We start from the raw sequence: 23,555 nt of genomic DNA, 5'->3' as shown, positions 1-23,555 counted from the left end.
ATGCCCCGCACTTCGGCAGCGGCCCCACGTCCTGAACGGTTTCCGGCCCGTGACCTGCGGCTCACCTCCCCCGACCGGGCCACGCACCGCCTCCTCCGTCCGGGTGGCTCACCTGGTTCTCCTGCCCGACGGGTTCAGGCCCGGCTGCGCCTGCCGATGGGGCCCGGGTGGACGCGGCGCGAGCGGGACGAGACGATCCCCGTCCCGCGCCCGCGCGCCTGCTGGCCGTCGTGGCCGCCATCGCTGGGGTCTTCGCCCTCTTCCTGGTGATCGATCCCGGGGGACCGGTGGTGAGCCGGGCGGTGGTCAACCTGGCGTGGGTCGTGGTCTCGGGGGGCGTCGCCATCTTGATGGTCCGCGCCGCGCGCCGCTGCACGGGCCCCGCCCGCCGGGCCTGGGGCTTCCTCTCGGCGTCGATGGTCCTGTGGTGGGGCGGCCAGGTCGCCTGGACGCTCCTCGAGGAGGTGGCGGGGACCATCTCCCCGTTCCCGTCGCCGGCCGACATCGGCTTCACCGCCGCCCTCCCCCTGGGCCTGGTCGGCGTCTTGAGCTTCCCCATCGGGAGCCGGAGCGTGCCGGCCCGGCTCCGGCGGGCGACCGACGCGCTGATCGCGGCGGCGGCCACGTTCTGCCTGGCGTGGCTCCTCTTCCTCGACGACCTGCTCGCGGGCGGCGGCGACCCCCTCGAGCGGGTGGTGGCCCTGGTCTACCCCTTCGCCACCGGCTCGGTGGCGAGCGTGGTGCTGATGATGCTGAGCCGCGTGCACCGCGACCGGCGGGCGGTCTTCGGCCTCCTGGCCGCCGGCCAGCTGGCCAACGCCCTGTGCACCACCGCCTTCGCCCTGCAGCAGCTGCACGGGTCCTACCAGACCGGGAGCGCCGTCCTGGAGGTCCTGTGGCTGGCCGGGCTGTGCCTCATGGGGGCCGCCGCCCACCGGTGCCGGGACTCCAGCGACGTGAGCGGGCAGGCGACGGGGGATGCACCGTCGGTCCCCGGCACGCTGCTCGTGTACCTGCCCATCGCGGCGGCGATCCTGGCCGGGGTGCTGACGGGGCAGTTCTTCGAGGAGGACGGCATCGGGCCGCCCTTCGTCCTGGCGGGCGTCACCGTGGTGGTGCTGATGGCCGTGCGGCAGCTGCTCACCATCGCCGAGAACGTGCACCTCGCCCGTGTCGTGCAGACCACCGCCGACCACTACGAGGCCCTGGTGCGCAACTCCAGCGACCTGGTCCTGGTGACCGACGGCTACCACAACCTGGTCGAGATCAGCCCGTCGGTCGAGCGCATCCTCGGCTACCGCGTGGACGACGTGATCGGGACCTCGCTGCGTCCCCTGGTCCACCCCGACGACATCTCGGTCCTCGACGGGGTGACCGCGGCCGTGTTGGCCACGGGGACGGGACGGGGCGAGCTCCGCGTCCTCGACGCCCGCCACCACGGCTGGCGGTGGATCGACGCCATGGCGACCAACCTCCTCGACGACCCCTCCATCGGCGGCGTGGTGGTCAACGCCCGGGACACGACCGACCGCCACCACGCCGAGGAGGCCCTGAGCCACCAGGCCGCCCACGACGCCCTCACCGACCTGCCCAACCGGTCGATGCTGCTCGCCCGCCTCGACGCCGTCCCCGCCGGCGCTCCCGTCGCCGTGTTGTTCTGCGACCTGGACGGGTTCAAGTCCATCAACGACACCTACGGCCACGAGCGGGGCGACGAGGTGCTGCGGGCCGTGGCCGGGCGGCTCCGCAACGGGCTCCGCGCCGGGGAGATGGTCGCCCGCTTCGGCGGCGACGAGTTCGTGATCCTGTGCGAGGGGGTGACCGAGCCGGCCGAGGCGACCGCCATCGCCACCCGGGTGGCCGACAGCCTGCGACCGCCGATCACCGTCTCGGGGACGGAGCTGGAGGTGAGCGCGACGATCGGCGCCCGGCTGGCCGTCGGGCCGTTCGACGCCGCGACCGTCGTCAACGACGCCGACGCCGCCATGTACGAGGCCAAGGCCCGGGTCAGCGGGGCCATCGAGGTGTTCGACGACAGCCTCCGCGCCCGGGCCGAGGCCCGACGCCGCACCGAGAGCGCCATCCGCGAGGCCATCCGCACCGAGGGTGCGATCGTGCTCCACTACCAGCCGCTGTGGCACATCACCGACGGTGCTCCGGTGCTGATCGGGGCGGAGGCGCTCCTCCGCTGGCCGGGCGCCGACGGTCGGCTCGGAGGGCCGGCCGAGGTCATCGGCGTCGCCGAGGAGACCGGGCTCATCGTCCCGCTGGGGGGTCGCATCCTGGAGGTGGCCTGCCGTGAGCTGGCCCGCTGGCACGAGGCGGGGGCCCGCCTGACGATGGCCGTCAACGTGTCGGCCCGCCAGCTGGGCGACCCGGGCCTCGTCGCCGACGTGGAGTGGGCCCTGGCCACCACCGGCGCCCCGCCGGAGGCGCTGGTCGTCGAGGTGACCGAGACGGCGCTCATGGACGACCCGGTGCGGGCGCTCGACACCCTGCGACGCCTGCGGGGCCTCGGCATCAGCCTGGCCATCGACGACTTCGGCACCGGCTACTGCTCGCTCAGCTACCTCAGCGCCTTCCCGGTCCAGCTGCTGAAGGTCGACGGCACCTTCGTCACCCAGATGACCGCCAACCAGCAGGACCGGACGATCGTGGCGTCGGTGATCGGCCTGGCCCACGCCCTCGGCATCGCCGCCCTGGGGGAGGGAGTCGAGTCCGAGCACCAGCTCGACATGCTGCGCGAGATGGGCTGCGACCAGGCCCAGGGCTTCCTCCTGGGCGTCCCCGGGTCCGGCGAGGAGCTCCTCTGGGCGGCGGGTGCGAGCGCCACCGCCGAGCGCTGACCCGATCCCCCTCGCAGCCGACCGCGGGTGCCACGATGGGTGGCCCCTGACGGCCCCCTGGAGCACGGCGCGTGCTGTTCCCGACCTTCGAGTTCGCCCTGTTCTTCTCCGGGGTGTTCGTCGTCAGCTGGCTGCTCCGCCCGCACCCCCAGCCGTGGCGGTGGTTCCTGCTGGCGGCGAGCTTCGTGTTCTACGGGGCCTTCGAGTGGGTCTACTGCCTGCTCCTGGGGTTCTCGATCCTGGCCAACCAGGCGTTCGCCCTGGCGATCCACCGCCAACCCGACGAGGCCCGACGCAAGCCCATCCTCGCCCTCGCCGTGCTCGTCAACCTCGGCGTGCTCGGCTACTACAAGTACACCGACTTCTTCATCGAGTCGGTCACCGGGACGCTCGGCGCCGTCGGGATCGAGACCGGCTGGGTGCCGCTCCAGATCGTGCTGCCGGTCGCCATCTCGTTCTTCACCTTCCAGGCCCTCAGCTACGTCATCGACGTGTTCCGGGGCGACGCCGAGCCGTCACCGCTGCTCGACTTCGCCGTCTACCTGTCGTTCTTCCCGCACCTCGTCGCCGGGCCGATCGTCCGGGCCCGGGAGCTCCTGCCCCAGCTGCGCCAGCGCGCCGACCCCCGGAAGGTCAACAGCGCTCTGGCCTTCCGGCTGATCATGGCCGGGCTCTTCAAGAAGGTCGTGATCTCGAGCTTCGTCTCGGCCGCCATCGTCGACGACGTCTTCGCCGTCCCCGGCCAGTACCGGTCCTTCGAGATCCTGATCGCCGTCTACGCCTACGCCGTCCAGATCTACGCCGACTTCAGCGGCTACACCGACATCGCCATCGGCTGTGCCCTCCTGCTCGGGCTCCGGTTCCCGCAGAACTTCGACGCCCCCTACGCCGCCACCTCGATGCAGGGCTTCTGGCGCAAGTGGCACATGACGCTCTCGTTCTGGCTGCGCGACTACCTCTACATCCCCCTCGGCGGCAACAAGGGCGGGCCCAACCGGCGCGACCTCAACCTGTTCCTCACCATGCTCATCGGCGGGTTCTGGCACGGGGCGGCCTGGACGTTCCTCGTGTGGGGGGCCCTGCACGGCATCGCCCTCGGCGCCGAGCGGCGCATCCTCGAGGCCCGGGCCGCGGCCGGCAAGGTGCCCGGGCGCTGGTCACCGGTGATCCGGTGGGCCATCACCTTCCACGTCGTGTGCCTCGGCTGGGTGTTCTTCCGGGCCGAGTCCTTCGGGCACGCCTTCGAGCTGCTGTGGCGGCTCGTCGCCGCCCCGGGCATCGGCTCGGCGGTCACCCCGATGCTCCTGTTCGTCATCGCCATCTCGATCGCCTCGCAGTTCGTCCCGACCGACTGGGTCGACCAGGTCCAGGCCGCCTTCTCCCGGGCCGTCCCCGCCCTGCAGGCCCTCGCCCTGGCCGGCGGGCTCCTGCTGATCGACGCCCTCGGACCGGAGGGCGTCCCGCCCTTCATCTACTTCCAGTTCTGATGCGCACCGGCCCCCACCCCCGACCCCGCCGGCGAGGGCGCGCCGCCCTGGTGCGGATCGCCCTGGTGCTCGCCGTCGTGGCCACCGGCGCCTGCACCGACGACGACGACGGCGGCACCCCACCCGACGAGGGGGCCCCGGCGACCGCCGTCGACGACCGGGCCACCACGGCGTCGGGCGCGCTCCCCGAGCTGACGCCCGTCCGGGTCGCCTCCGTCGGCGGCCGACGGGTGTTCGTGGACGGGACGGGGCGGCAGGTCCTCCTCCGCGGCGCCAACCTCAGCTCGCTCGTCGACTACCACCAGGCCGACCCCGCCCTCGCGCCGACCCGGCCTCCGACCGACGACGACTGGGATGCCATGGCGGCCCACGGCTTCGGCGTGGTGCGGCTCCTCGTCTCGTGGTCCGCCATCGAGCCGGTCCGCGGCCAGATCGACCCCGCCTACGTCGAGCGCATCACCGCCGCCGTGGAGGCCGCCGCGGCCCGGCGGATCTACACCGTGATCGACATGCACCAGGACGCGTGGAGCAAGTTCATCGCCACCCCTCCGGGCACGGTCTGCCCGCCGCTGACCGAGCCCGCCATCGGGTGGGACGGGGCACCGCAGTGGGCGACCCTCACCGACGGGGCCGACACCTGCCGGCCGCTCGGCGACCGAGACGGCTCACCGGCCGTGCGCGCCGCGTTCACCGCCTTCTACGAGAACCGGGAGGGCATCCGCGACGCCTTCGTCGCCACCTGGCGCCAGCTCGTCGCCGCCCTGGGCCCCACCCCGGCGGTCGTCGGCTACGACCTGCTCAACGAGCCCAGCCCTGTCGACCCGTTCCTGGCGCCCGCCCGCTACACCGAGCTCCTCCAGGCCGCCCTCGCCCAGGTGCGGGCGGGCGAGGCCGACGCCGGCGCCCCGGCGCGGGTCGTGTTCGTCGAGCCGCTGCGGCTCTACCCCCAGCCCGGCCAGATGCCGGCCGACCCCCTGGCGCTCGACGACCAGCTGGCCTTCGCGCCCCACGCCGACGTCGGGGCGGCCACCGGGGAGGAGGTGGTGGGGGCCGGCGTGGCCACCGCCGCCGAGCGGGGCTGGCCGCTCTGGGTCGGCGAGCACGGCGTGGCCGGGGTGGACGAGGCGTCGCGGGACCTCCAGCGCCGGTTCGCCGCCGCCCAGGACGACGCCGTCGTCGGCGGGGCCCACTGGCAGTGGCGGCAGTGGTGCGGCGACCCCCACGCCCTCGGGGTGCCCGGCGGGGTGGCGGCCGAGACCCAGGTCCAGCTGAACGACGTGGCCTGCCCGGCCGACGCCGACACCGGGCCCAACGAGGAGCTCCTGCGGGTCGTCGGCCGGGCCTACCCGCGGGCGGCCCCCGGGCGGATCACCGACCTGGCCTCGGACGCCGACCGCGGCACGCTCACGCTCCACGGGGTGATCGAGGACGACCTCGCCACCGGGCGCGACCTCGTCGTGTGGATCCCGGGGGAGGAGCGACCCGACGTCACCGGCGACGGCCTGGGCGAACCGGCCCTGACCCCCGTCCCCGGTGGCTGGTACGCGACCGTGGAGGTCGTCGACTCGCCCTACGAGCTCGAGGTCCGATGACGCCGACCCCTCCCGACCCCCGTGCTGGTCGGCCCGCCCACCCCGACCCCCACGGCGAGCAGCACGAGACCGCGCCCCCGCCCGGGGCGACGCCCCGGCCCCGGTCCGAGCCCCGCTCGCTCCAGTACCACGCCCTGGCCGGGTCGCAGCCGCAGCCGGCCGGGCGCGTCCTGGCCATCGGGGCGATCGCCCTCCTGCTCGCCGCCGTGCTCAACGCCGACGGCCTCTTCGAGCTGGCCAACCGGCAGCCCGTGGGCTGGAAGCGCGACGTGGCCCGTGCCGCGGTGGCCCCGGTGTGCGCCATCGGCGACCTCACCCGCCTCAAGGACGTCCGCTCGGCCATCCGCGACGCGGCCGACAAGGACAGCCAGGACTGCTCCGAGGACGTCGAGAGCGGCTCCGACGCCTTCGTCGCCCCCTCGACGACCGCCACCACGACGACACCGTCCGGCACCACCGCGCCCGCGATCACCACCCGGGTGCCGACGGCGGCCGACCCGCTGCGGATGTGGCTGGGCGGGGACTCGATGACCATCGAGCTGGAGCAGTCGGCCGCCGAGGCGGTGACGTCGCGGCCCGAGATCGCCCTCACGACCCACGCCCAGGTCAGCTCGGGCCTGACCCGCCCCGACTTCTTCGACTGGCCTGCGTACCTCACCGAGGAGGTCCTCCCCGGCGACCCGGAGGTCGTGGTGGTGATGTTCGGGGCCAACGACTCCCAGGGCATGGAGGTCGACGGCGAGGCGGTCCAACCCGACGACGAGCGGTGGCAGGCCGAGTACCGCCGCCGGGTCGGCGTGGTGATGGACCTGCTGAAGGGCGACGGGCGCCTCGTGGTGTGGGTGGGCCAGCCCCGCATGCGCGACGAGGGCTTCGACGCCCGCATGGGGGCCCTGGACGCGATCTACGAGGAGGAGGCCGCCTCGCGGCCGTGGGTCCGGTTCCTCGACAGCCGCCCGGTCCTCAGCCCCGACGGCGGGGAGTACCAGGCCACCGCGGGCGACGTCGCCCTCCGCCAGGGCGACGGCATCCACCTCGACCGCGGCGGTGCGGACCTCCTCGCCGACGCCATCCTCGAGGTGGTCGACGAGGTCAAGGTCGGCGGGGCGCCGCCCGTGGAGCCGCCGGGCTGACGGAGATCACCGGGGCGGTCGCGGGCGCGCCATAGGGTGCCGCCGATGGGAGAGATGCCGGTCGTCGGCCTCGTCGGGCTCGGCCTCGGGGGCCTGGTGGTCGGGGCGTTCCTCAACGTGGTGATCGTGCGACTGCCCGACGGCGACTCCCTCCTCGGCCCGTCGCGCTGCCCGGAGTGCGAGACCCCGATCCGGAGGCGCGACGCCATCCCGGTGCTCTCCTGGATCCTGCTGCGGGGCCGGTGCCGCAGCTGCGGCGAGCCCATCCCCGCCGGGTACCCGCTCGTCGAGCTGGCCAACGCCGTGCTGTGGGTGGGCGCCGGTCTGCGCTTCGGCCCGTCGTGGGCCCTGGTCCCGATGCTGGTGCTGGTCTCCACGCTGCTGGCCCAGTCGGTGATCGACCTGGAGCTGTACCGGCTCCTCGACAAGATCACCTTCCCGGTGCTCGGTGCGTCGGTCGTGCTGATCGCGGCCGCGTCCGCGCTCGAGGGCGACCCCACCCGGGTGGGCATGGCCGTCCTCGGGGGCGTCGCCTACGGCGCCTTCCTCGGCGTCCCGGCCTTCGTCATGCCGAGGGGCATGGGCCTGGGCGACGTGAAGCTCGCCCTCCTCCTCGGGCTGTTCCTCGGGTGGCTCCACCCCGTGCTGATCCTGTTCTCGCTGATCATCGCCTGCGGCCTGGGGATCGTGGTCGGCCTCCTCGTCCTGGTCGCCCGCCGGGGCAAGAGCGAGCCGTTCCCCTTCGGCCCGTGGCTCGCCCTCGGCTGCGTCCTCGCCCTCCTCTTCTCCGACCCCCTCCTCGACAGCTACCTCATCGACATCCCGGCGTGGCTCTAGTCTCGTCAGGAACCTCGCTGCGCTCGGTTCCTTCCTCGAGCTCGAGGTGCTCGCTGCGTTCGCGCCGAAGGTCCTCCCGGAGCCGGACGCCTCGTCCCTCGGCGCCACGGCCCCTCTGCGGGGGGAGACCCCCCGCGCCCCCCAGCGGCTGCGCCGGGCCGGGCCTCTCCGCGGGAGATCCGGGGCGTCGCACTTCGGGCGTCGTCTGGCTGGCGCGCCGGGCCGTCGCGCCGGCGAGGGGGTGGACGGAGGGGATCGCTGCGGGAGGGGGAGGGGGCGGCGGGTAACTTCGGCACGTGCTCCGCTTCCTGACCGCCGGCGAGTCCCACGGCCCGGCCCTCGTCGTGATCGTCGAGGGCCTCCCGGCCGGGCTCGAGGTCACCGTCGAGGCCATCCAGGAGGAGCTGCGGCGCCGCCGGCTCGGCTACGGCCGGGGCCCGCGCATGCGCTTCGAGGTCGACGACGTGCGGATCCTGGGCGGGGTCCGCCACGGGCGGACGCTCGGCTCGCCCGTCGCCGTCGAGATCGCCAACACCGAGTGGGAGCGCAACCCCGACAAGTGGCAGCGGGAGATGTCGGTGCGGGCCGAGGACGGCCCCACCCAGCAGCCGCTGACCCAGCCCCGCCCGGGGCACGCCGACCTGGCCGGCATGCAGAAGTACGGCTTCGTCGACTCGCGCGACGTGCTCGAGCGGGCCTCGGCGCGCGAGACGGCGGCCCGGGTCGTGGCCGGGACGCTGGCCAAGCTGTGGCTGGCCACCCTCGGGGTCGACATCGTGTCCCACGTGGTCCGCATCGGCGCCGTGGCCGCTCCGCCCCGGCCCGCTCCCACCCTCGCCGACCTCGAGCAGATCGACGCCGACGAGGTCCGCTGCCTCGACCCCGACGCCTCGGCGGCGATGGTCGTCGGGATCAAGGAGGCGGCCAAGGACGGGGACTCGCTCGGCGGCGTCGTCGAGGTCGTGGCCCACGGCGTCCCCGCCGGGCTCGGCAGCCACGTCCACTGGGACCGCAAGCTCGACGCCAAGCTGGCGGCCGCCCTGATGAGCATCCAGGCCGTCAAGGGCGTCGAGATCGGCGACGGCTGGGACGTGGCCGCCCGGCGGGGGAGCGAGGCCCACGACCCGATCACCTGGGACCCCGACGCCCGCACCTACCCGCGCACCAGCGCCCGGGCCGGCGGCGTCGAGGGCGGCATGTCCTCGGGTGAGCCGGTCATCGCCCGGGTGGCCATGAAGCCCCTGGCGTCGCTCAACCGGCCCACCCTCGGCACCGTCGACGTGCTCACCAAGGAGGAGACGGTCTCGTTCAAGGAGCGCACCGACGTCACCGCCGTCCCGGCGATGGGCGTGGTGGCCGAGACGATGGTGGCCCTGGTGCTGGCCGACGAGGTCGCCCGCAAGTTCGGTGGCGACACCGTGGAGGAGACCCGCCGCAACCGGGCCGCCTACCTGGCCGCCCTCCGGGACAGCCCCCTTGGCTGAGCAGGCGGCGCCACCGCCCGCCCCGATCGTCCTCGTCGGCATGCCCGGCGCCGGCAAGAGCAGCGTCGGCCGCCGCCTGGCCAAGCGGCTCGGCCGGCCCTTCGTCGACGCCGACGACGAGCTCGTCCGCCGCTCGGGCCGCAGCGTGCGGGACTGGTTCGCCGCCGAGGGCGAGGCCGCGTTCCGCGCCGCCGAGGCCGACCTGCTCGCCGACCTCCTGTCCGCCCCGGGCCCGGCCGTCGTGGCCGCCGGCGGGGGCGCCGTCCTCGCCCCCGGCACCCGGGACCTGCTGCGGGACCGGGCCCTGGTCGTCTGGCTGCGGGCCGGCGTGCCCTACCTCGCCTCCCGCGTGGCCCAGAAGCCGGGCCACCGGCCCCTGCTCGACGACGACCCCGTCGCCGCCCTGACCCGTCTGGCCGAGGCCCGCACGCCGCTCTACGAGGAGGTGGCCGCCCTCACCGTCGACGTCGAGCCGTTCCGGGTCGCCCACGACAAGCCCAAGCGCGAGCTGGCCGCCCGCCTCGCCGAGCTGATCACCCAGGCCGAGGCCGCCGAGACCGCCGAGACCGCCGGCGAACTCGGTGGCAGATGTGGGACGAACGTCCCACATCCACCACCGAGTTCGCAGGGGGTGGGGTCGTGATCGAGCTGCAGGTGCCGCTGGGGGAGCGGAGCTACCCCGTCCTGGTGGGGGCCGGCGCCCGCCACCGGCTGCTCGAGCTGCTGCCCGTCGGCGTGCGCCGAGCCGCGGTCGTGACCCAGGAGGCCATCGGGTGGGACGTCGACCCCGGCGTCGAGCACCAGGTCTTCACCATCGGCGAGGGTGAGGACGCCAAGCACCTGGGCACCGTCGAGGACCTGTGCCGCGACCTGGCCCAGTGGGGGTTCACCCGGGGCGACGTGGTGGTCGCCGTGGGCGGCGGCGTGGTCACCGACGTGGCCGGGTTCGTGGCCGCGGTCTACCACCGGGGCGTGCCCGTGGTGCACGTGCCCACCACGTTGCTCGGCCAGGTCGACGCCGCCATCGGGGGCAAGACCGGCGTGAACCTGCCCGAGGGCAAGAACCTCGTCGGTGCCTACTGGCAGCCCTCGGCGGTGCTGTGCGACACCGAGGTGCTGGGCACCCTGCCGCCCCGCGAGTACCGCTCGGGCCTGGGCGAGATGGCCAAGTACGCCTTCCTCGGCGTCGACCGGTTGCCCGACCTGCCCCTCGACGAGGCCGTCGCCGCCTGCGTCCGCTGCAAGGCCGACGTGGTCGCCAGCGACGAGCGCGAGGGCGGGCGACGGGCGATCCTCAACTACGGCCACACCCTGGCCCACGCCATCGAGACCGAGGGCGGCTACGACCTGCGCCACGGCGAGGCCGTGGCCGTGGGCCTCGTCTACGCCGCCGAGGTGGCCCGCCGCCTCCGGCGCATCGACGACGACCGGGTCGCCGAGCACCGCCGGGTGGTCGCCGGCTACGACCTGCCCCTCGCCGTGCCCGCCGGGCTCGACCCGCAGCGCCTCGTCGACCTGTTCAGCCGGGACAAGAAGGCCGTCCGCGGGGTGACCTTCGTGCTCGACGGTCCCGACGGGGTCGAGCCGGTCGCCGTCGCCGACCGGGCCCTGCTCCTCGACGCCCTGGAGGCGTGCCGTGCCCCCACCTGACGACGCCCGCACCGTGCTGCTGCTCTCCGGGCCCAACCTGAACCTCCTCGGCGAGCGCCAGCCCGAGATCTACGGCACCGCCACCCTGGCCGACCATGTGGCCACCGCCACCGCCGAGGGCGAGCGCCACGGCCTGGTGGTCGAGCACCTCCAGTCGAACCACGAGGGGGAGCTGGTCGAGGCGATCCACGGGGCCCGGGGGCGGGCCGCCGCCATCGTGATCAACGCCGGCGCCCTGACCCACTACGGCTGGTCGCTGCACGACGCCCTGGCCGCCTTCGACGGGCCGGTCGTCGAGCTCCACCTCTCGAACCCGGGCGGCCGCGAGCCCTGGCGGCACACCTCGGTGATCGCCCCCGTCGCCGCCGGCACCGTCGCCGGCTTCGGCGGTGACGGCTACCGCCTCGCCCTCGATGCCACCGCCGGCCTTCTGGCCCGGGATGCAGGGAACGGCTCCGAGGCGGAGCGTGCCGCCGGGGAGCCGTCGTGACGGCCGACCTCGCCACGCCGCTGCCGCCGATGGACGTGGCCGGCCGGGCCGACCGGGTGCGGGCCGGCTTCGACGCCGCCGCCATCGACGCCCTGCTGGTCACCGATCTCAGCAACGTGCGGTACCTGACCGGCTTCACCGGGTCGGCGGGCCGCCTCCTGGTGACGGCCGAGCGGATGCTGCTCGTCACCGACGGCCGCTACGCGGTCCAGGCGCCCGACCAGATCGGCGCGTGCGGCGCCGTCGCCGAGGTCGCCGTCGGCGCCACGATCAAGGAGCAGGACGCGACGCTCGCCGCCGCGGCCGGCCCCATCCGCCTCGGCCTGGAGGCGGCCTCCATCTCGTGGGCCGACCAGCGGCGGGTGGCGGGCGCGCCGTGGACGGCGGACCTGGTCGCCACCGACGGCGTGGTCGAGGGGCCCCGGCAGGTCAAGGACGCCGGGGAGGTGGCCCGGCTGGCCCGGGCCGCGGCCCTCGCCGACGCCGCCCTGGTCACCATCGCCCCCATGCTCAACGGGGGGCCGACCGAGACCGAGGTGGGCTTCGCCCTCGACACCGAGATGCGCCGCCTGGGTGCCGACGGCGTCAGCTTCGAGACGATCGTGGCCTCCGGCCCCAACGGGGCCCGACCGCACCACCGGCCGGGCGATCGGCGCATCGTCGACGGGGACCTCGTGGTCATCGACTTCGGGGCCCTGGTCGACGGGTACCACTCCGACATGACCCGCACGTTCATGGTGGGCGAGGCCACGGCGACCCAGCAGCGGATGTACGACGTCGTCCTCGCCGCCCAGCAGGCCGGCGTGGCCGCCGTGCGGGCCGGGGTGGAGGCGCGCGAGGTGGACCGCACCTGCCGCGACGTCATCGCCGAGGCGGGCTGGGCCGATGCCTTCGGGCACGGCACCGGCCACGGGGTGGGGCTGGTGATCCACGAGGACCCTCGGGTCTCGAGGGTCTCCACCGCTACACTCGCAGCCGGCCACGTCGTCACCGTCGAGCCCGGGGTCTACCTCCCCGACCACGGCGGCGTGCGCATCGAGGACACGGTGGTCGTCACCGACGAGGGGTGCTCGACCCTCACCCTCGCCCCCAAGGACCCCAGCCCCGCGCCCGCCTGAGGCGCGCCAGATCCCCACCACGAGGAACACCGATGGCCACCACCACCAACGACCTCAAGAACGGCATGGTCCTCGACCAGGACGGCAAGCTCCTCCAGGTCGTCGAGTTCCAGCACGTCAAGCCGGGCAAGGGCCCCGCCTTCGTCCGGACCAAGCTGCGCAACGTCCGCACCGGCTCGGTGGTGGAGAAGACCTTCCGGGCCGGGGAGAAGGTCGAGCGGGTCACCATCGACAAGCGCGAGATGCAGTACCTCTACCGCGACGGCGACGACTACGTCTTCATGGACAACGCCTCCTACGAGCAGCTGCACGTCGGCCCCGCCGCCCTGGGCGACACGGCCAAGTTCCTGGTCGACGGGGCCACCGTCGAGCTCCAGATGCACGGCGACGAGATCGTGGGCAGCGAGCTGCCGGCGGCCGTGGAGCTGAAGGTCGCCGACACCGAGCCCGGCATCCAGGGCGACCGCGTCTCGGGCGCCACCAAGCCGGCGACCCTCGAGACCGGCCACACCCTCCAGGTCCCGCTGTTCGTCAACATCGGCGACGCCCTCAAGGTCGACACCCGCTCCGGCGAGTACATCACCCGTGCCTGACCGCCCCGGCGGGGTGGGGTCCCGGCGCGAGGCGCGCGAGCGGGCCCTCGGCCTGCTCTACGAGGCCGAGGCCAAGGACACCCCGGGCACCGCGGTGCTCGACGCCCAGCCCATCGAGGTCGACGAGTACGCCGCCGACGTGGTCACCGGCGTCGCCGACCACCGCGACGCCCTCGACGAGATCATCGGCCGCCACGCCCGGGGGTGGACGGTCGAGCGCATGCCCGCCCTCGATCGCACCATCCTCCGCATGGCGTCCTACGAGCTGTGCCACCGGCCCGACGTGCCGCCGAACGTGATCATCAACGAGGCCGTCGAGCTGGCCAAGCGCTTCTCGACCGACGACTCGGGTCGCTTCGTCAACGGGGTGCTGGCCGCCGTCGCCTCCGAGCAGCGCGGGGCCTGAGCCGGGTCGCCGTCACTCCTCGAAGGCCTCCACGGTGAAGGCGCCGGTGCTGTCGTTGCGCCCCACGACCGAGATGCGCCACGTCGTGTCGACGTCCGGGGTGAAGATGATCGACTCGGCCTCGCCGGGCCCCCGGTCGTCGTAGCGCTCGATCTCGGTGTCGTCGATCGGGTCCCGGAGGATCACGACGATGTCGAAGCCGGGGGCGGTCGTGGTGACGGTGACGCCGACGGACGCGCCGCCCCGGACCTCGAGGTCGATGAACTGCTCGTCCGACGGCCCGTCGATCTGGCCCTGCGCCGTCGCCGTGGTGCCGTCGCCGAGGACGAACGGGACGGCCTCGTCGAGCGTCAGGCCGTAGGTGCCGGGTGAGCGGTCGTCGCCGCCGTCGACGCGGATCCGGTAGGTGCCCGCGTCACCGGTGGTGAAGGTCCGGACGTTGGAGTCGGGGTCGTCGTCCTCGGTGAGCTCCAGGGCCAGGCCGTCGGGGTCGATGACCTCGAGGCCCAGCTCGTCGTTGTCGAAGCCGACGGCGTAGGACGTGTCCTCGTCGAGGTCGGCGGCGTACTCGACGACCTCGCTGCCGGACGCCAGCTCGCCGTCGACGACGTCGCCGACGGCGATGGGCTCCTCCTGCACGGTGCTGAGGCCGACGGTGACCTCGCTCGGCGCCCAGGCCTCGGTGAAGACGACCAGCTCGTAGGTGCCGGCCACCTCGGGCTCGACGATGGTGAAGGCGGGGTCGATGTCGCCGTCGGGGGCGACGAGGTAGGCACCGATCTCGCCCTCACCCTCGGCCTCGGTGGTGACGGTGAAGCGCTCGCCCTCGGCGATCGTCGCCGAGAGCACGGCCACGCCGGCCTCGTCCAGCTCCACCGTCGTGGGCTCGCCGGCGCTGATCTCCGCCGTCGGCTCGGCCGCCTCGGGGATGCCGAGCACCCGGAGGACGTGGCTCTGCGTCAGCTCGGGGACGATGGCTGCGGCGTAGTCGGTGACGGTGGCCAGCGGGTCCACCCGCCAGCCGCCGTCCTCCTCGACGACCACGACCGCCAGCTCGTCGACACCCAGACGGCCCCAGGCCTCGGTGAGGCAGAAGGCGGACTCGGGGGCGGCGGCGTCCATCTCGTCGCCGTCGCCGGTGTCGGCGTCGGTGACGTCGAGGCAGGTGCCGTCCCAGGCGACGGTGGACTCCCCGCTCTCGCCATCGGCGTTCGTCCACTCGACCCGGCCCTCGAGCTCGGTGACGACGACGCGCCGGCCGCCGGCGTCGCGGTTGGCGACCTCGGTCTCGAGCGAGTCGATCTCGGCCGAGGAGTCCTCGATGCCCTCGCCGACCCACTCCTCGAGGGCACCGCGGTAGGTGCGGACGGCCTCGCCGGTCTCGCCCGAGACCAGGTCGCCGACGGCGTCGCCGTCGGCCCCGGCCGCGCCCAGGAGCACGGCCTCGATGGCCGCCTCGGGGCTGTCGGCGCCCTCCCCGGCGTCGGGGCCGGGGACGTCCGGGTCGGCCAGGCCGACGAGGTCGACGGCGTACTGGGCCGCGGTGTAGGTCGGGCTGACGTACCAGCCCCCGCCGCGTCGGACGGTCATGACGAAGGGCTCGACCTCGCCCTCGTCGCCCTCGACCGCCAGGTCGGAGGCGTCGAGCGTGGTGGTGTCGGACTCGGGGTCCTCGGCGTCGACGATCGCCCCGGTCACCTCGCCGAGGCCGTCCCGGTCGATGCTGACGCGGGCCGACCCCTCGACGATGGTCACCCGGGCGACGCCGTCGCCCAGCTCGTCGACCTCGTACCGGGTGCCGGTGAGGCCGATGTCGACGCCGCCGAAGGTCTTCTCCTCGGGCGAGAACCCGAGCTCGGCGGCCCGCTCCGAGGCCGACTCCACCACGTCGGTGAGGGCCTCGACCTCGCCGGGGTCCATGGCGTCGAGGGCGGCGATGGGGTCCTCGGCCTCGAGCGCCTCGGCCAGCTCCTCGACCGCGGCCTCGGGGCTCGACGCACCCCCGCCGCCGCCGGTGGCGGCCCGCACGACGAGGAACCCGACGGCCGCCACCGCCAGGACGCCGACGGCGACGAGGGCCAGGGCCAGACCGGTGTGCGAGCGGGCCGGGGCCGGCGTCCCCGGTGGGGGTGTCGGGCCGGGCGGGGCGGCCCACCCCGGAGGGGTCGGGGCCGCGGGGGGGCCGCCGGGCGCACCCGGGGGCCCATAGGGAGGGGGCGGTGGGACGGCCGGGCCCGGCGGCGGCGGTGAGCCGTAGGCCGGGGCGGTGGGGCTCGGGGGCGGGGGAGGGGAGCCGGGGGCCGGGGCGCCCGGGGGCGACCCGACCGGGATCGTCGGCGGGGACGCCGGGGGTGGGGGTGGGGGGGTCGGGCCCGCCGGGCGGCGGGGGCTGGGCCAGGCCGGCGTCGGCTGGTCGTCCGATGGCGGCGTCGAGCTCATGACCAGGTCCCTCGTGGCTCTGGGGACCCCATCAGCCCTCCGTGGTGAAGTCGACGATGAACTCACCGGCGGTGAAGTCGACGGCCCAGAGCTGGAAGCAGCGGCGCATGTCGGTCTGGGCCGTCACGGACCAGACCTCGCTCTGGCCCGGGCCGTGGTCGTTGACGCGGTCGCGGAGCGGGCCGCTGTCGGTCTGGTCGAAGACGTCGATGCCCATGTCGAGGGTGGCGCTGGTGACCCGGATGTCGAGGTTCATGGTGATGCCCTCGCGCAGGAAGAGGCAGAAGTGGGCCCGCTGCTCCTCCTGGTCGATGGGCGCCGGGAACTGCTCGGTGGTCCGCTCGAGGGTGAGGTCGTTGCCGGCCTGACCGTCGTAGTAGAAGAAGAACTCGGCGACCTCGAAGATCTCGATCGTGTAGCTGCCGGTCGTCCCCTCGTCGCCGCCGCTGATCGTCACCCGGTAGGGCCCGGTCTGATCGGCCACGAACCGCGGCGTCCCGGTGTCGATGTCGGGCTCGGTCGGCACCGGCTGCCCGTCCGGACCGGTGACGGTGGTGGTGAGATCGGTGTTGTCGATGTCGACGACGTAGTGGGCGCCGCTCTCGGCCTCGAGCTCGTAGGCGATGGCGTCCCCGGGCTCGGCCAGCTCGTCGTCGAGCGAGCCGGGCACGCTGAGGTCGACGGGGATGATCTCGACCTGCTTGACCGTCACGCTCACCTCGGCGTCGTCCTCGCCCCCCGCCACGATCAGCCGGTGCGGGCCGTCGACGGTGACGTCGAGGGTGTCGGCCGGGGCGACCGGCGAGCCGCCCTCGGGCGGGAGGATGGCGGTGGCGAGGTCGCCGTCGCCCTCGACGAGCTCGGTGGCGATCGTGTAGCTCTCGTCGACGAAGGCCTCGAAGGTGAACACGGCGTACCCGGAGCGGCCGACCGACGCGGTGGTGGCCTCCCCGATCACGGCGTCGGTCGTCTCCTCGAACGCCTCGGGGGAGTCGGCGGCGAGCGTGGCCAGGGCCCCGGTGTCGGCGTCGGTCACCGCCGTCGCGACCTGGGCGCGGGTCTCCTCGACGGCGACCACCTCACCGGTCATGTCCTGCATCCCGGGCCCGGCCTCGACGTCGTCGCCGCCGAGGACCGTCAGGCCGACCACGGCGAGGGCGGCGATCACGACGACCGCCACCACGCCGAGGGCGAGGACGAGCGGCAGGCGGCTCTTCTTCTTCGGCGGACCGGCGGGCGGCCCCGGTGGCGGGAAGCCCGACCCGGGCGGCGGCGCGCCGGGTCCGGGCGGCGGGCCCCCGGGGGGCGGGGTGCCGCCGGGCGGGGGCGGCGGGGGCGTGGGGCCCCCGGGGTAGCCGGGCTGCGGCGGTGGGGTGGGCCCCGGCGGCGGGAAGCCCGGTGGGGGCGGCGGTCCCGGCGGCGGGTACCCGCCCGGCCCGGGCGGGGGCGGTCCCCCGGGGGGCGGCGATCCCTGCCCCGGGTTCCAGGGTCCGGGGGGCGGAGGTGGGGGGTAGGTCATGTCGGGTCGTCCCCTCGGGGGTCGTGGACAGCGGGCCGGTGTGCGTGCCACCCGGCGCCGGCGCCGAGCGTGCCCAGCATCGCGCCTGCGCAGGCAGCAACGGTGCCCCCACCCACCCCGGAGCGCGGGAGGCGGTCCAGGGCGGCGAGGGCGAGGGCGGTGCCGGCGGCGGCGAGGGCCACGCCGACGGCGCCGATGACCGATCCGACCCGCCCGCCCAGACCGGTGCCGACGAGGAGGACGGCGCCCCCCAGCGGGATCAGGTACACGGTGACGCCGGCCCAGCGGGGCACCAGGGCGTCGACCGTGCCGGAGAGCACGAGGTCGCCGATGCGGCGCAGGGCGATGGCGGACCCGGCGCCCTCCCGGGACCAGGGCAGGAACGTCGACCCCAGCAGCAGGACGCCGCCGACGGCCCCGGAGACCAGGGACGTGGTGGGCGCGGCTGACGGGCGGAGACGGGCCAAGCCGGCGACGGTACCACCGGTACGGCGCCGGCTGGGGCGACGCTCCGGGCCTGGTCGGACGGGCTGCGAGACTCGCCGCCATGGCGTTCCCGCTCCCGGCCCCGCCGCTGGTGTCCGCCGCCGTGGGCCTGCGCCTCCGCCCGTGGACCGTCGACGACGCGCCGGCCCTGGCCGAGGCGTGGGCGGTCCCCGACATCGCCGCCCAGGCGACCGTGCCCGGGTCGGGCACCGAGGCGGACGCCCGCCGCTGGATCGAGGGCGCCGCGGCGCGCCGCGAGGTCGGGCTCTCCCTCGACCTGGTGGTCGGGCCCGTCGACGGCGCCGACGTGTGGGGCGAGGTGGGGCTGGCCCCGCTCCGGCTGACGGCGGCCGGGGCTGCCCGCGACGAGGTCGAGGTCGGGTGGTGGGTCCGGCCCCCGCACCGCCGTCGCGGCGTGGCCACCGCCGCCGCGGGCCTCCTCACCCGGTGGGCCGGCGACGACCTCGGGGTCCCCCGCCTGGTGGCCCGGATCGGCCGGGGCGACACCGCCTCGGCCGGCGTGGCCCGGGCCGTCGGCCTCGCCCGGCTCGGCCCGCTCGGTGCCGACCGGGACCTGTGGGCCACGGCGCGACCCCCCGTGTAGGGTCGACGACGCCGTGAAGCGGGTCCGGTGAGGCCCGCACGGCGGGAGAGAGATGGCCGAGAGAGAGCGTCGCATCTCGCCGCCCTACGGCGGCGTGTTCGTGCCCCGGACACGGGTGCTCGAGCGGGACGACGTGGCCCGGGCCGTCTGGCGGATGGCCCACGAGATCGTCGAGCGCAACCACGGCCTGGACCAGGTCGTCCTCGTCGGTCTCCAGACCGGTGGCTGCTGGATCGCCGACCGGCTGGCCGACGCCCTCGACACCATCGAGCAGGTGCGCCCCGAGGTCGGCGTCCTCGACGTGGCGTCGCACCGCGACGACATCGGTCTGCGGCCGGTGCTGCCCGAGGAGGCGACCGACATCCCCGACGACATCGACGGGAGCTGCGTCGTGCTCGTCGACGACGTCTTGTTCACCGGGCGCACGATCCGGGCCGCCCTGGGCGCCCTGCACGACCACGGGCGGCCACGATCGGTGCAGCTGGCGGTGATGGTCGACCGGGGCCACCGCGAGCTGCCGATCCGGCCCGACTTCGTGGGCAAGAACCTTCCCACCCGGCGCGACGAGGTGGTCGACGTCCACCCCGAGGGCGTCGACCTGGGCGAGATGGTCCGGTGACGGCGGCCCCGGCCGATGGCTGACCGCTCCCTCGTCCTCACGGGCGGCACCGTCGTCGACGCGACCGGATCCCGGCCCGCCGACGTCGTCGTCGTCGACGGGCGCATCGCCGCCGTCGGTCCCGACCTCGACGGCGACCGGGTGCTCGACGCCGGCGGCTGCGTCGTGGCGCCGGGCCTGGTCGACCTCCACGCCCACCTCCGCCAGCCGGGCAAGGAGGAGGCCGAGACCATCGAGACCGGCAGCCGCTGCGCCGTGCTCGGCGGGTTCACGGCCGTGGTCGCCATGCCCAACACCACGCCCACCATGGACTCCGTCGCCGTGGTGCGCGAGGTGGCCGCCCTGGGCCGGACCGCCCTGTGCGCCGTCCACCCCTCCGCCGCCATCACCGTCGACCGGGCGGGGGACACCCTGACGCCGATGGCCGACCTGGCCGACCTCGGGGTCCGGCTCTTCACCGACGACGGCACGGGGGTCCAGGACGGCGAGCTCATGCGCCGGGCCATGGAGGTCGCCGTGGGCCTGCCCCATGACGTCGTCCTGGCCCAGCACTGCGAGGACGCCGTCCTCGCCGCCGGGGGCGCCATGCACGAGGGCGAGTGGTCGGCGCGCCTGGGCCTCACCGGCCAGCCCCACACCGCCGAGGAGGCCATGGTCGCCCGCGACATCGCCCTCGCGACGCACACCGGCGCCCGCGTCCACATGCAGCACATGTCGACGGCCGGGTCGGTCGCCCTCATCGCCCGGGCCCGGGCCGACGGGCTGGCCATCAGCGCCGAGGCCACCCCCCACCACATGCTGCTCACCCACGCCGAGGTCGCCTCGCTCGACCCCGTCTTCAAGGTCAACCCGCCGCTGCGCACCGAGGAGGACGTGGCGGCGGTGCGGGCCGGTGTGGTCGACGCCACCCTCGACGTGATCGCCACCGACCACGCCCCCCACACGCCGGCGGCCAAGGCCCTGCCCTTCCCCGAGGCGCCGCCGGGGATGCTCGGGCTCGAGTTCGCCCTCGGCGTCGCCCTGGCCGTGCTCGACCTGCCGCTGGCCGAGGTCCTGGCCCGCCTCTCCTGGCGGCCGGCGGCCGTCGCCGGGCTCACCGACACCCAGGGCGGCCCCGTCGCCGTCGGGCGCCCGGCCAACCTGTGCGTGATCGACCCCACGGCCGAGTGGACCGTCGCGGCCGGCGCCACCGCCAGCCTCAGCCGCAACATCCCCTACGTCGGCCGCACCCTCCGGGGCCGGGTCCGCCACACCGTCGTCGCCGGCGAGCCCGTCGTCGTCGACGGGTCCGCCCAGCGCTGACGACCACGGATGGTGCCAGGCACCATCCGTGGCGCCCGTCAGACGGCCAGGGTGGCCAGGGTGCCGGCGGCGTGGGCGGCGACGATGGCCTCGACCGTCTGCTCGAAGGCACCGGGCGGGTTGGCGAAGAGGTGCCGGGCCTCGATGGCCGCCCCGGCGAACTGGGCGTGCATGTGCCGGGCCGCCCCCTCGTCGGTGAACCCGTGCCCCACGCGGGTCCGGATCCCGTGCAGGCACTGCTCGAGCGGGGGGAGCACGACGGCGTAGCTGCACGAGACCAGCCCGGCATGGCCGAGGAAGGTCGGCAGGAACCAGGGCCCGACGACGCCATCGTAGACGACCATCGCCGGGCCGGCGGCGAAGCGCCCCGCCGCCGCCCCCGTGGCCGCCGCGACCACCGCGTTCTGGGCGTCGGCCTCGGGCCGCCAGGGCGCGATCGCCCCCCGACGGAGGAAGCCGAAGAAGGCGTCGCCCTCGATCAGGACGCTCGGGTCCCACCGGTCGGCGATCGCCGCCGCCAGGGCGGTCTTGCCCGCCCCGGGCGGTCCGCTGACGACCAGGAGGTCACCCACCGGTGGGGGCCCCCGCCGGCCGGGCGCGGGCGGCGGCGAGGGCCGCCTTGGCCCCGCCCCGGACCCAGGCGAGGGAGAAGTCGACCCAGTCGAAGCGGTCCCGCCAGAGGGTGATCCGCCCGTCGTGGACCTCGAAGGTGCCGCACACCCAGAAGGCGGCGTCGACCCGGCCGACGGACAACACGTCGGTGCGCTCGGTCAAGACGACGGGACCGTTGGCGGCGATGTTGTGGTTCTCGACCCGGAACCCGCTTCCCAGCCGCATCATCCCGTGCAGGGTGCGGGCGACGGCGGCCCGGCCCCGGTCGGGGGGCAGGGGCACGTTCTGGTACACCACGTCGTCGGCGACCAGGTCCAGGGCGGCGGCGACGTCCATGCGCTCGAGGTGGCCGAGGAACGCCAGCACCACCTCGATCTCGGGCGTGGTCGAGGCGGCGGGGGAGGCCGTGGTCGCGTCGGGGGTGCTCATGGCCCCATGGTGCCCGACGCTGCGATGCGCTCGGCGAGGTAGGTCGAGAACCAGCCGGCGAAGCGCCGCTGGAGGTCGGGGCGTCGCCAGTCGTCGCCGGTGACCTCGCCCCGGCACGCCTCGGCGCCGCAGCTGCACCGGATGGGCTCGGGCCACACCGTGCCGTCGAAGAGCGCGTAGTCGGTGGTCAGCTCCTCGCCGGCGGGGACGTCGACCATGGCGACGAGCACCGTGTTGCCCCGGAAGCCCACGTTGGGCGCGCACGAGTGGTTGATGAACAGCATCACCGGCTCGTACTCCTCCTCGGCCAGGGCCATCAGGTGCAGGCCCTCGGCGATCTGGACCTCGCTGTTCTGCAGGCGCGGGGGCTGGGCCCGCACGGTGGCGGTGTCGACGATGTGGCCGCCCTTGACGGCGACCACCTCGCCGGCGGCGATGTCCTCCAGGGCCACGAGGCCGCGGCCGGAGATGGCGCTGGGCGTGCCCTTGCGGGCGCGGGGCGAGATCCAGGACGAGACGGTGGGCATCTGCCGATGGTGGCCCACCGCGACCGATGATCGGCTCCCCTTTGCCTCGTCGGTCCTCCCATGGACGCCCGCAACCTGGCCGAGCTGTACGACCTGCCCCTCCTCGACTGGGGGGCGGTGACGACCCGGCTCTCCCAGGAGATCACCCAGGCGCCGGGGACCGGCGGCCCGCACCACCACACCTGGTGGCTGGCGACGATCGACGCCGACGGCGCCCCGCACGTGGCCGGGATCGGCGGCTTCTGGGACCGGGAGGCCCTGTGGTTCCAGACCGGGCTCACCACGCGGAAGGGCCGCAACCTGACCCGCGACCCCCGGTGCACCGTCAGCCTCGCCACCGACCAGTTCGACCTGGTGATCGAGGGGACGGCGACCGTGGTCGAGGACCCCGACGAGGTGGCCGCCTTCGTCCAGGTCGCGGTCGACGGCGGGTGGCCGGCCCGCGTCGACGCGTCCGGGACGGCCGTCACCGCCGACTTCAGCGCCCCGTCGGCCGGCCCGCCGCCCTGGCACGTGTTCCGCCTCGCGCCCCGCCGAGCGATGGCCCTCGCCCTCGAGGAGCCCGGAGGCGCGACCCGGTGGGAGCTCTGAGGGCGGCAGACTCGCCCGATGGGAACCGATCTCCTGTACCTGCGCGACGCCGGGCTGCTGTCGTTCGAGGCCACGGTCACCGTCGTCGACGTCGAGGGCCGCCGGATCGCCCTCGACCGGACCGCCTTCTACCCGACCGGCGGCGGTCAGCCCCACGACACCGGCACCCTGGCCGGCCTGCCGGTGGTCGACGTGCGCAAGGACGGGTCCGTGGCCTGGCACACCGTGGGCGACGGCCCCCTGCCGGCGGTCGGAGACACGGTCGCGGGGGAGGTGGACGCCGAGCGGCGCTGGGCGCTCATGCGGACCCACAGCGCCCTCCACATCCTCTGCGGTGTGATCTGGAACGAGTGGAGGGTGCCGGTCACGGGCGGGAACATGGAGCCGCTGACGGCCCGGATGGACTTCGCCTTCGACCCGCTGCCCGAGGGCTTCGGGGCCCGCGTCGAGGAGCTCGTCAACGCCGAGATCGCCGCCGACCGGCCCATCGAGGTCGGGTTCCTGCCCCGGGACGTCGCCGTCGAGGACGAGGACCTCATCCGCACCAAGGTGAACATGATCCCCGAGTCCGTCACCGAGATCCGGGTGGTGGACATCGTCGGCCTGGACAAGCAGGCCGACGGCGGGACCCACGTCCCCTCGACGGGCCACGTCGGTCGGCTCCGGGTGGTGAAGACCGAGTCCAAGGGCAAGGGCAACAAGCGGCTCCGCATCGAGGTGCTCGAGCGGTGAGATCGATGGGAGGGATCGGGGCCGGTGTCGGCTAGGTTCGGCGCCTGACCGTGAAGCGG

The 23,555-nt window shown here is 74.9% G+C and carries 23 protein-coding genes; 17 read left to right on the top strand and 6 right to left on the bottom strand.

Annotated elements, in window-relative coordinates; all coding sequences use genetic code 11:
- Nucleotides 1-230: 230 nt before the first annotated feature.
- The 12 genes from HC251_RS12145 to nusB all read left to right on the top strand — a co-directional run bounded on the left by HC251_RS12145 (nucleotide 231) and on the right by nusB (nucleotide 13,636).
- Nucleotides 231-2,846 (top strand): bifunctional diguanylate cyclase/phosphodiesterase, encoded by a 2,616-nt coding sequence (locus HC251_RS12145; protein WP_219945544.1) that lies wholly within the window; start codon nucleotides 231-233, stop codon nucleotides 2,844-2,846.
- A 71-nt stretch (nucleotides 2,847-2,917) separates the two neighbouring features.
- Entirely contained in the window at nucleotides 2,918-4,333 is a 1,416-nt protein-coding gene (locus tag HC251_RS12140; RefSeq protein ID WP_219945543.1) for an MBOAT family protein, read from the top strand.
- Nucleotides 4,333-5,925, top strand: a complete 1,593-nt coding sequence (locus HC251_RS12135; RefSeq protein WP_219945542.1) for a glycoside hydrolase family 5 protein — start codon at nucleotides 4,333-4,335, stop codon at nucleotides 5,923-5,925. Before HC251_RS12140 ends, HC251_RS12135 begins: the two co-directional genes overlap by 1 nt.
- A complete protein-coding gene (locus HC251_RS12130; RefSeq protein ID WP_219945541.1) occupies nucleotides 5,922-7,058 on the top strand; it encodes a DUF459 domain-containing protein in 1,137 nt (378 codons plus the stop codon). Before HC251_RS12135 ends, HC251_RS12130 begins: the two co-directional genes overlap by 4 nt.
- 45 nt (nucleotides 7,059-7,103) lie before the next feature.
- Complete coding sequence (locus tag HC251_RS12125) at nucleotides 7,104-7,895, top strand: A24 family peptidase (RefSeq protein ID WP_219945540.1); 792 nt, start codon at nucleotides 7,104-7,106, stop codon at nucleotides 7,893-7,895.
- A gap of 296 nt (nucleotides 7,896-8,191) precedes the next feature.
- Nucleotides 8,192-9,379 carry a chorismate synthase gene (gene aroC / locus HC251_RS12120; protein WP_219945539.1) on the top strand — a complete coding sequence of 396 codons (1,188 nt, stop codon included), beginning with the start codon at nucleotides 8,192-8,194 and terminating at the stop codon, nucleotides 9,377-9,379.
- Nucleotides 9,372-10,022: a shikimate kinase gene (locus HC251_RS12115; protein WP_219945538.1), complete on the top strand. Its 651-nt coding sequence runs from the start codon at nucleotides 9,372-9,374 to the stop codon at nucleotides 10,020-10,022. Before aroC ends, HC251_RS12115 begins: the two co-directional genes overlap by 8 nt.
- Nucleotides 10,019-11,029 carry a 3-dehydroquinate synthase gene (locus tag HC251_RS12110; RefSeq protein WP_255566700.1) on the top strand — a complete coding sequence of 337 codons (1,011 nt, stop codon included), beginning with the start codon at nucleotides 10,019-10,021 and terminating at the stop codon, nucleotides 11,027-11,029. The genes HC251_RS12115 and HC251_RS12110 overlap by 4 nt, the downstream gene beginning before the upstream one ends.
- The gene (locus tag HC251_RS12105) at nucleotides 11,016-11,519 is read left to right on the top strand and encodes a type II 3-dehydroquinate dehydratase (protein ID WP_219945536.1); all 504 of its coding nucleotides are present in this window, start codon (nucleotides 11,016-11,018) and stop codon (nucleotides 11,517-11,519) included. The genes HC251_RS12110 and HC251_RS12105 overlap by 14 nt, the downstream gene beginning before the upstream one ends.
- Before the next feature lie 29 nt (nucleotides 11,520-11,548).
- The gene (locus tag HC251_RS12100) at nucleotides 11,549-12,637 is read left to right on the top strand and encodes a M24 family metallopeptidase (protein WP_370651295.1); all 1,089 of its coding nucleotides are present in this window, start codon (nucleotides 11,549-11,551) and stop codon (nucleotides 12,635-12,637) included.
- 32 nt (nucleotides 12,638-12,669) lie between these two features.
- The gene (efp, locus tag HC251_RS12095; RefSeq protein ID WP_219945534.1) at nucleotides 12,670-13,230 is read left to right on the top strand and encodes an elongation factor P; all 561 of its coding nucleotides are present in this window, start codon (nucleotides 12,670-12,672) and stop codon (nucleotides 13,228-13,230) included.
- A complete protein-coding gene (gene nusB / locus HC251_RS12090; RefSeq protein WP_219945533.1) occupies nucleotides 13,223-13,636 on the top strand; it encodes a transcription antitermination factor NusB in 414 nt (137 codons plus the stop codon). Before efp ends, nusB begins: the two co-directional genes overlap by 8 nt.
- A gap of 12 nt (nucleotides 13,637-13,648) precedes the next feature.
- Here the strand turns inward: nusB and HC251_RS12085 are convergent, their stop codons facing one another.
- From HC251_RS12085 to HC251_RS12075, 3 genes are read right to left on the bottom strand one after another with little or no spacing between them, the layout of a single operon-like run.
- Nucleotides 13,649-16,075 carry a hypothetical protein gene (locus tag HC251_RS12085; protein ID WP_219945532.1) on the bottom strand — a complete coding sequence of 809 codons (2,427 nt, stop codon included), beginning with the start codon at nucleotides 16,073-16,075 and terminating at the stop codon, nucleotides 13,649-13,651.
- Between the two features lie 31 nt (nucleotides 16,076-16,106).
- Nucleotides 16,107-17,594, bottom strand: coding sequence for a hypothetical protein (locus HC251_RS12080; RefSeq protein ID WP_219945531.1), 1,488 nt, complete (start codon nucleotides 17,592-17,594; stop codon nucleotides 16,107-16,109).
- On the bottom strand, nucleotides 17,591-18,061 hold the full coding sequence (locus HC251_RS12075) for a hypothetical protein (protein WP_219945530.1): 471 nt from the start codon (nucleotides 18,059-18,061) through the stop codon (nucleotides 17,591-17,593). The genes HC251_RS12080 and HC251_RS12075 overlap by 4 nt, the downstream gene beginning before the upstream one ends.
- A gap of 80 nt (nucleotides 18,062-18,141) precedes the next feature.
- Here HC251_RS12075 and HC251_RS12070 point away from each other — a divergent pair, with 80 nt between their 5' ends.
- Genes HC251_RS12070 through HC251_RS12060 form a run of 3 tightly spaced genes read left to right on the top strand, consistent with a single transcriptional unit; the run spans nucleotide 18,142 to nucleotide 20,605 of the window.
- Nucleotides 18,142-18,684, top strand: a complete 543-nt coding sequence (locus HC251_RS12070; protein ID WP_219945529.1) for a GNAT family N-acetyltransferase — start codon at nucleotides 18,142-18,144, stop codon at nucleotides 18,682-18,684.
- A 52-nt stretch (nucleotides 18,685-18,736) separates the two neighbouring features.
- Nucleotides 18,737-19,303: a bifunctional pyr operon transcriptional regulator/uracil phosphoribosyltransferase PyrR gene (gene pyrR, locus HC251_RS12065; protein ID WP_219945528.1), complete on the top strand. Its 567-nt coding sequence runs from the start codon at nucleotides 18,737-18,739 to the stop codon at nucleotides 19,301-19,303.
- Between the two features lie 15 nt (nucleotides 19,304-19,318).
- A complete protein-coding gene (locus HC251_RS12060) occupies nucleotides 19,319-20,605 on the top strand; it encodes a dihydroorotase (RefSeq protein ID WP_219945527.1) in 1,287 nt (428 codons plus the stop codon).
- A 38-nt stretch (nucleotides 20,606-20,643) separates the two neighbouring features.
- On the opposite strand, the gene HC251_RS12055 is transcribed toward HC251_RS12060, so the two are convergent.
- Genes HC251_RS12055 through HC251_RS12045 form a run of 3 tightly spaced genes read right to left on the bottom strand, consistent with a single transcriptional unit; the run spans nucleotide 20,644 to nucleotide 22,173 of the window.
- A complete protein-coding gene (locus HC251_RS12055; protein WP_219945526.1) occupies nucleotides 20,644-21,177 on the bottom strand; it encodes an AAA family ATPase in 534 nt (177 codons plus the stop codon).
- Nucleotides 21,170-21,646: a limonene-1,2-epoxide hydrolase family protein gene (locus tag HC251_RS12050; protein ID WP_219945525.1), complete on the bottom strand. Its 477-nt coding sequence runs from the start codon at nucleotides 21,644-21,646 to the stop codon at nucleotides 21,170-21,172. The genes HC251_RS12055 and HC251_RS12050 overlap by 8 nt, the downstream gene beginning before the upstream one ends.
- Nucleotides 21,643-22,173 carry an SET domain-containing protein gene (locus tag HC251_RS12045; RefSeq protein ID WP_219945524.1) on the bottom strand — a complete coding sequence of 177 codons (531 nt, stop codon included), beginning with the start codon at nucleotides 22,171-22,173 and terminating at the stop codon, nucleotides 21,643-21,645. Before HC251_RS12045 ends, HC251_RS12050 begins: the two co-directional genes overlap by 4 nt.
- Before the next feature lie 60 nt (nucleotides 22,174-22,233).
- Here HC251_RS12045 and HC251_RS12040 point away from each other — a divergent pair, with 60 nt between their 5' ends.
- Both HC251_RS12040 and HC251_RS12035 read left to right on the top strand, forming a co-directional pair.
- On the top strand, nucleotides 22,234-22,764 hold the full coding sequence (locus HC251_RS12040; protein ID WP_219945523.1) for a pyridoxamine 5'-phosphate oxidase family protein: 531 nt from the start codon (nucleotides 22,234-22,236) through the stop codon (nucleotides 22,762-22,764).
- An 18-nt stretch (nucleotides 22,765-22,782) separates the two neighbouring features.
- Entirely contained in the window at nucleotides 22,783-23,496 is a 714-nt protein-coding gene (locus HC251_RS12035) for an alanyl-tRNA editing protein (RefSeq protein ID WP_219945522.1), read from the top strand.
- The last annotated feature ends 59 nt before the right edge of the window (nucleotides 23,497-23,555 follow it).

It is taken from the genome of Iamia sp. SCSIO 61187 (assembly GCF_019443745.1).
GTDB lineage: Bacteria > Actinomycetota > Acidimicrobiia > Acidimicrobiales > Iamiaceae > Iamia.
Note: the sequence above shows the minus strand (reverse complement) of the source record. Positions and strands in the feature narration are given on the sequence as shown.

Excerpts from the sequence above, each read along its gene's own strand:
- HC251_RS12135 (WP_219945542.1), top strand. The coding sequence starts at position 4,333 with ATGCGCACCGGCCCCCACCCCCGACCCCGCCGGCGAGGGCGCGCCGCC.
- HC251_RS12130 (WP_219945541.1), top strand. The coding sequence starts at position 5,922 with ATGACGCCGACCCCTCCCGACCCCCGTGCTGGTCGGCCCGCCCACCCC.
- HC251_RS12125 (WP_219945540.1), top strand. The coding sequence starts at position 7,104 with ATGGGAGAGATGCCGGTCGTCGGCCTCGTCGGGCTCGGCCTCGGGGGC.
- HC251_RS12100 (WP_370651295.1), top strand. The coding sequence starts at position 11,549 with ATGGACGTGGCCGGCCGGGCCGACCGGGTGCGGGCCGGCTTCGACGCC.
- efp (WP_219945534.1), top strand. The coding sequence starts at position 12,670 with ATGGCCACCACCACCAACGACCTCAAGAACGGCATGGTCCTCGACCAG.
- HC251_RS12085 (WP_219945532.1), bottom strand. The coding sequence starts at position 16,075 with ATGAGCTCGACGCCGCCATCGGACGACCAGCCGACGCCGGCCTGGCCC.
- HC251_RS12080 (WP_219945531.1), bottom strand. The coding sequence starts at position 17,594 with ATGACCTACCCCCCACCTCCGCCCCCCGGACCCTGGAACCCGGGGCAG.
- HC251_RS12070 (WP_219945529.1), top strand. The coding sequence starts at position 18,142 with ATGGCGTTCCCGCTCCCGGCCCCGCCGCTGGTGTCCGCCGCCGTGGGC.
- pyrR (WP_219945528.1), top strand. The coding sequence starts at position 18,737 with ATGGCCGAGAGAGAGCGTCGCATCTCGCCGCCCTACGGCGGCGTGTTC.
- HC251_RS12060 (WP_219945527.1), top strand. The coding sequence starts at position 19,319 with ATGGCTGACCGCTCCCTCGTCCTCACGGGCGGCACCGTCGTCGACGCG.
- HC251_RS12050 (WP_219945525.1), bottom strand. The coding sequence starts at position 21,646 with ATGAGCACCCCCGACGCGACCACGGCCTCCCCCGCCGCCTCGACCACG.
- HC251_RS12045 (WP_219945524.1), bottom strand. The coding sequence starts at position 22,173 with ATGCCCACCGTCTCGTCCTGGATCTCGCCCCGCGCCCGCAAGGGCACG.
- HC251_RS12040 (WP_219945523.1), top strand. The coding sequence starts at position 22,234 with ATGGACGCCCGCAACCTGGCCGAGCTGTACGACCTGCCCCTCCTCGAC.
- HC251_RS12035 (WP_219945522.1), top strand. The coding sequence starts at position 22,783 with ATGGGAACCGATCTCCTGTACCTGCGCGACGCCGGGCTGCTGTCGTTC.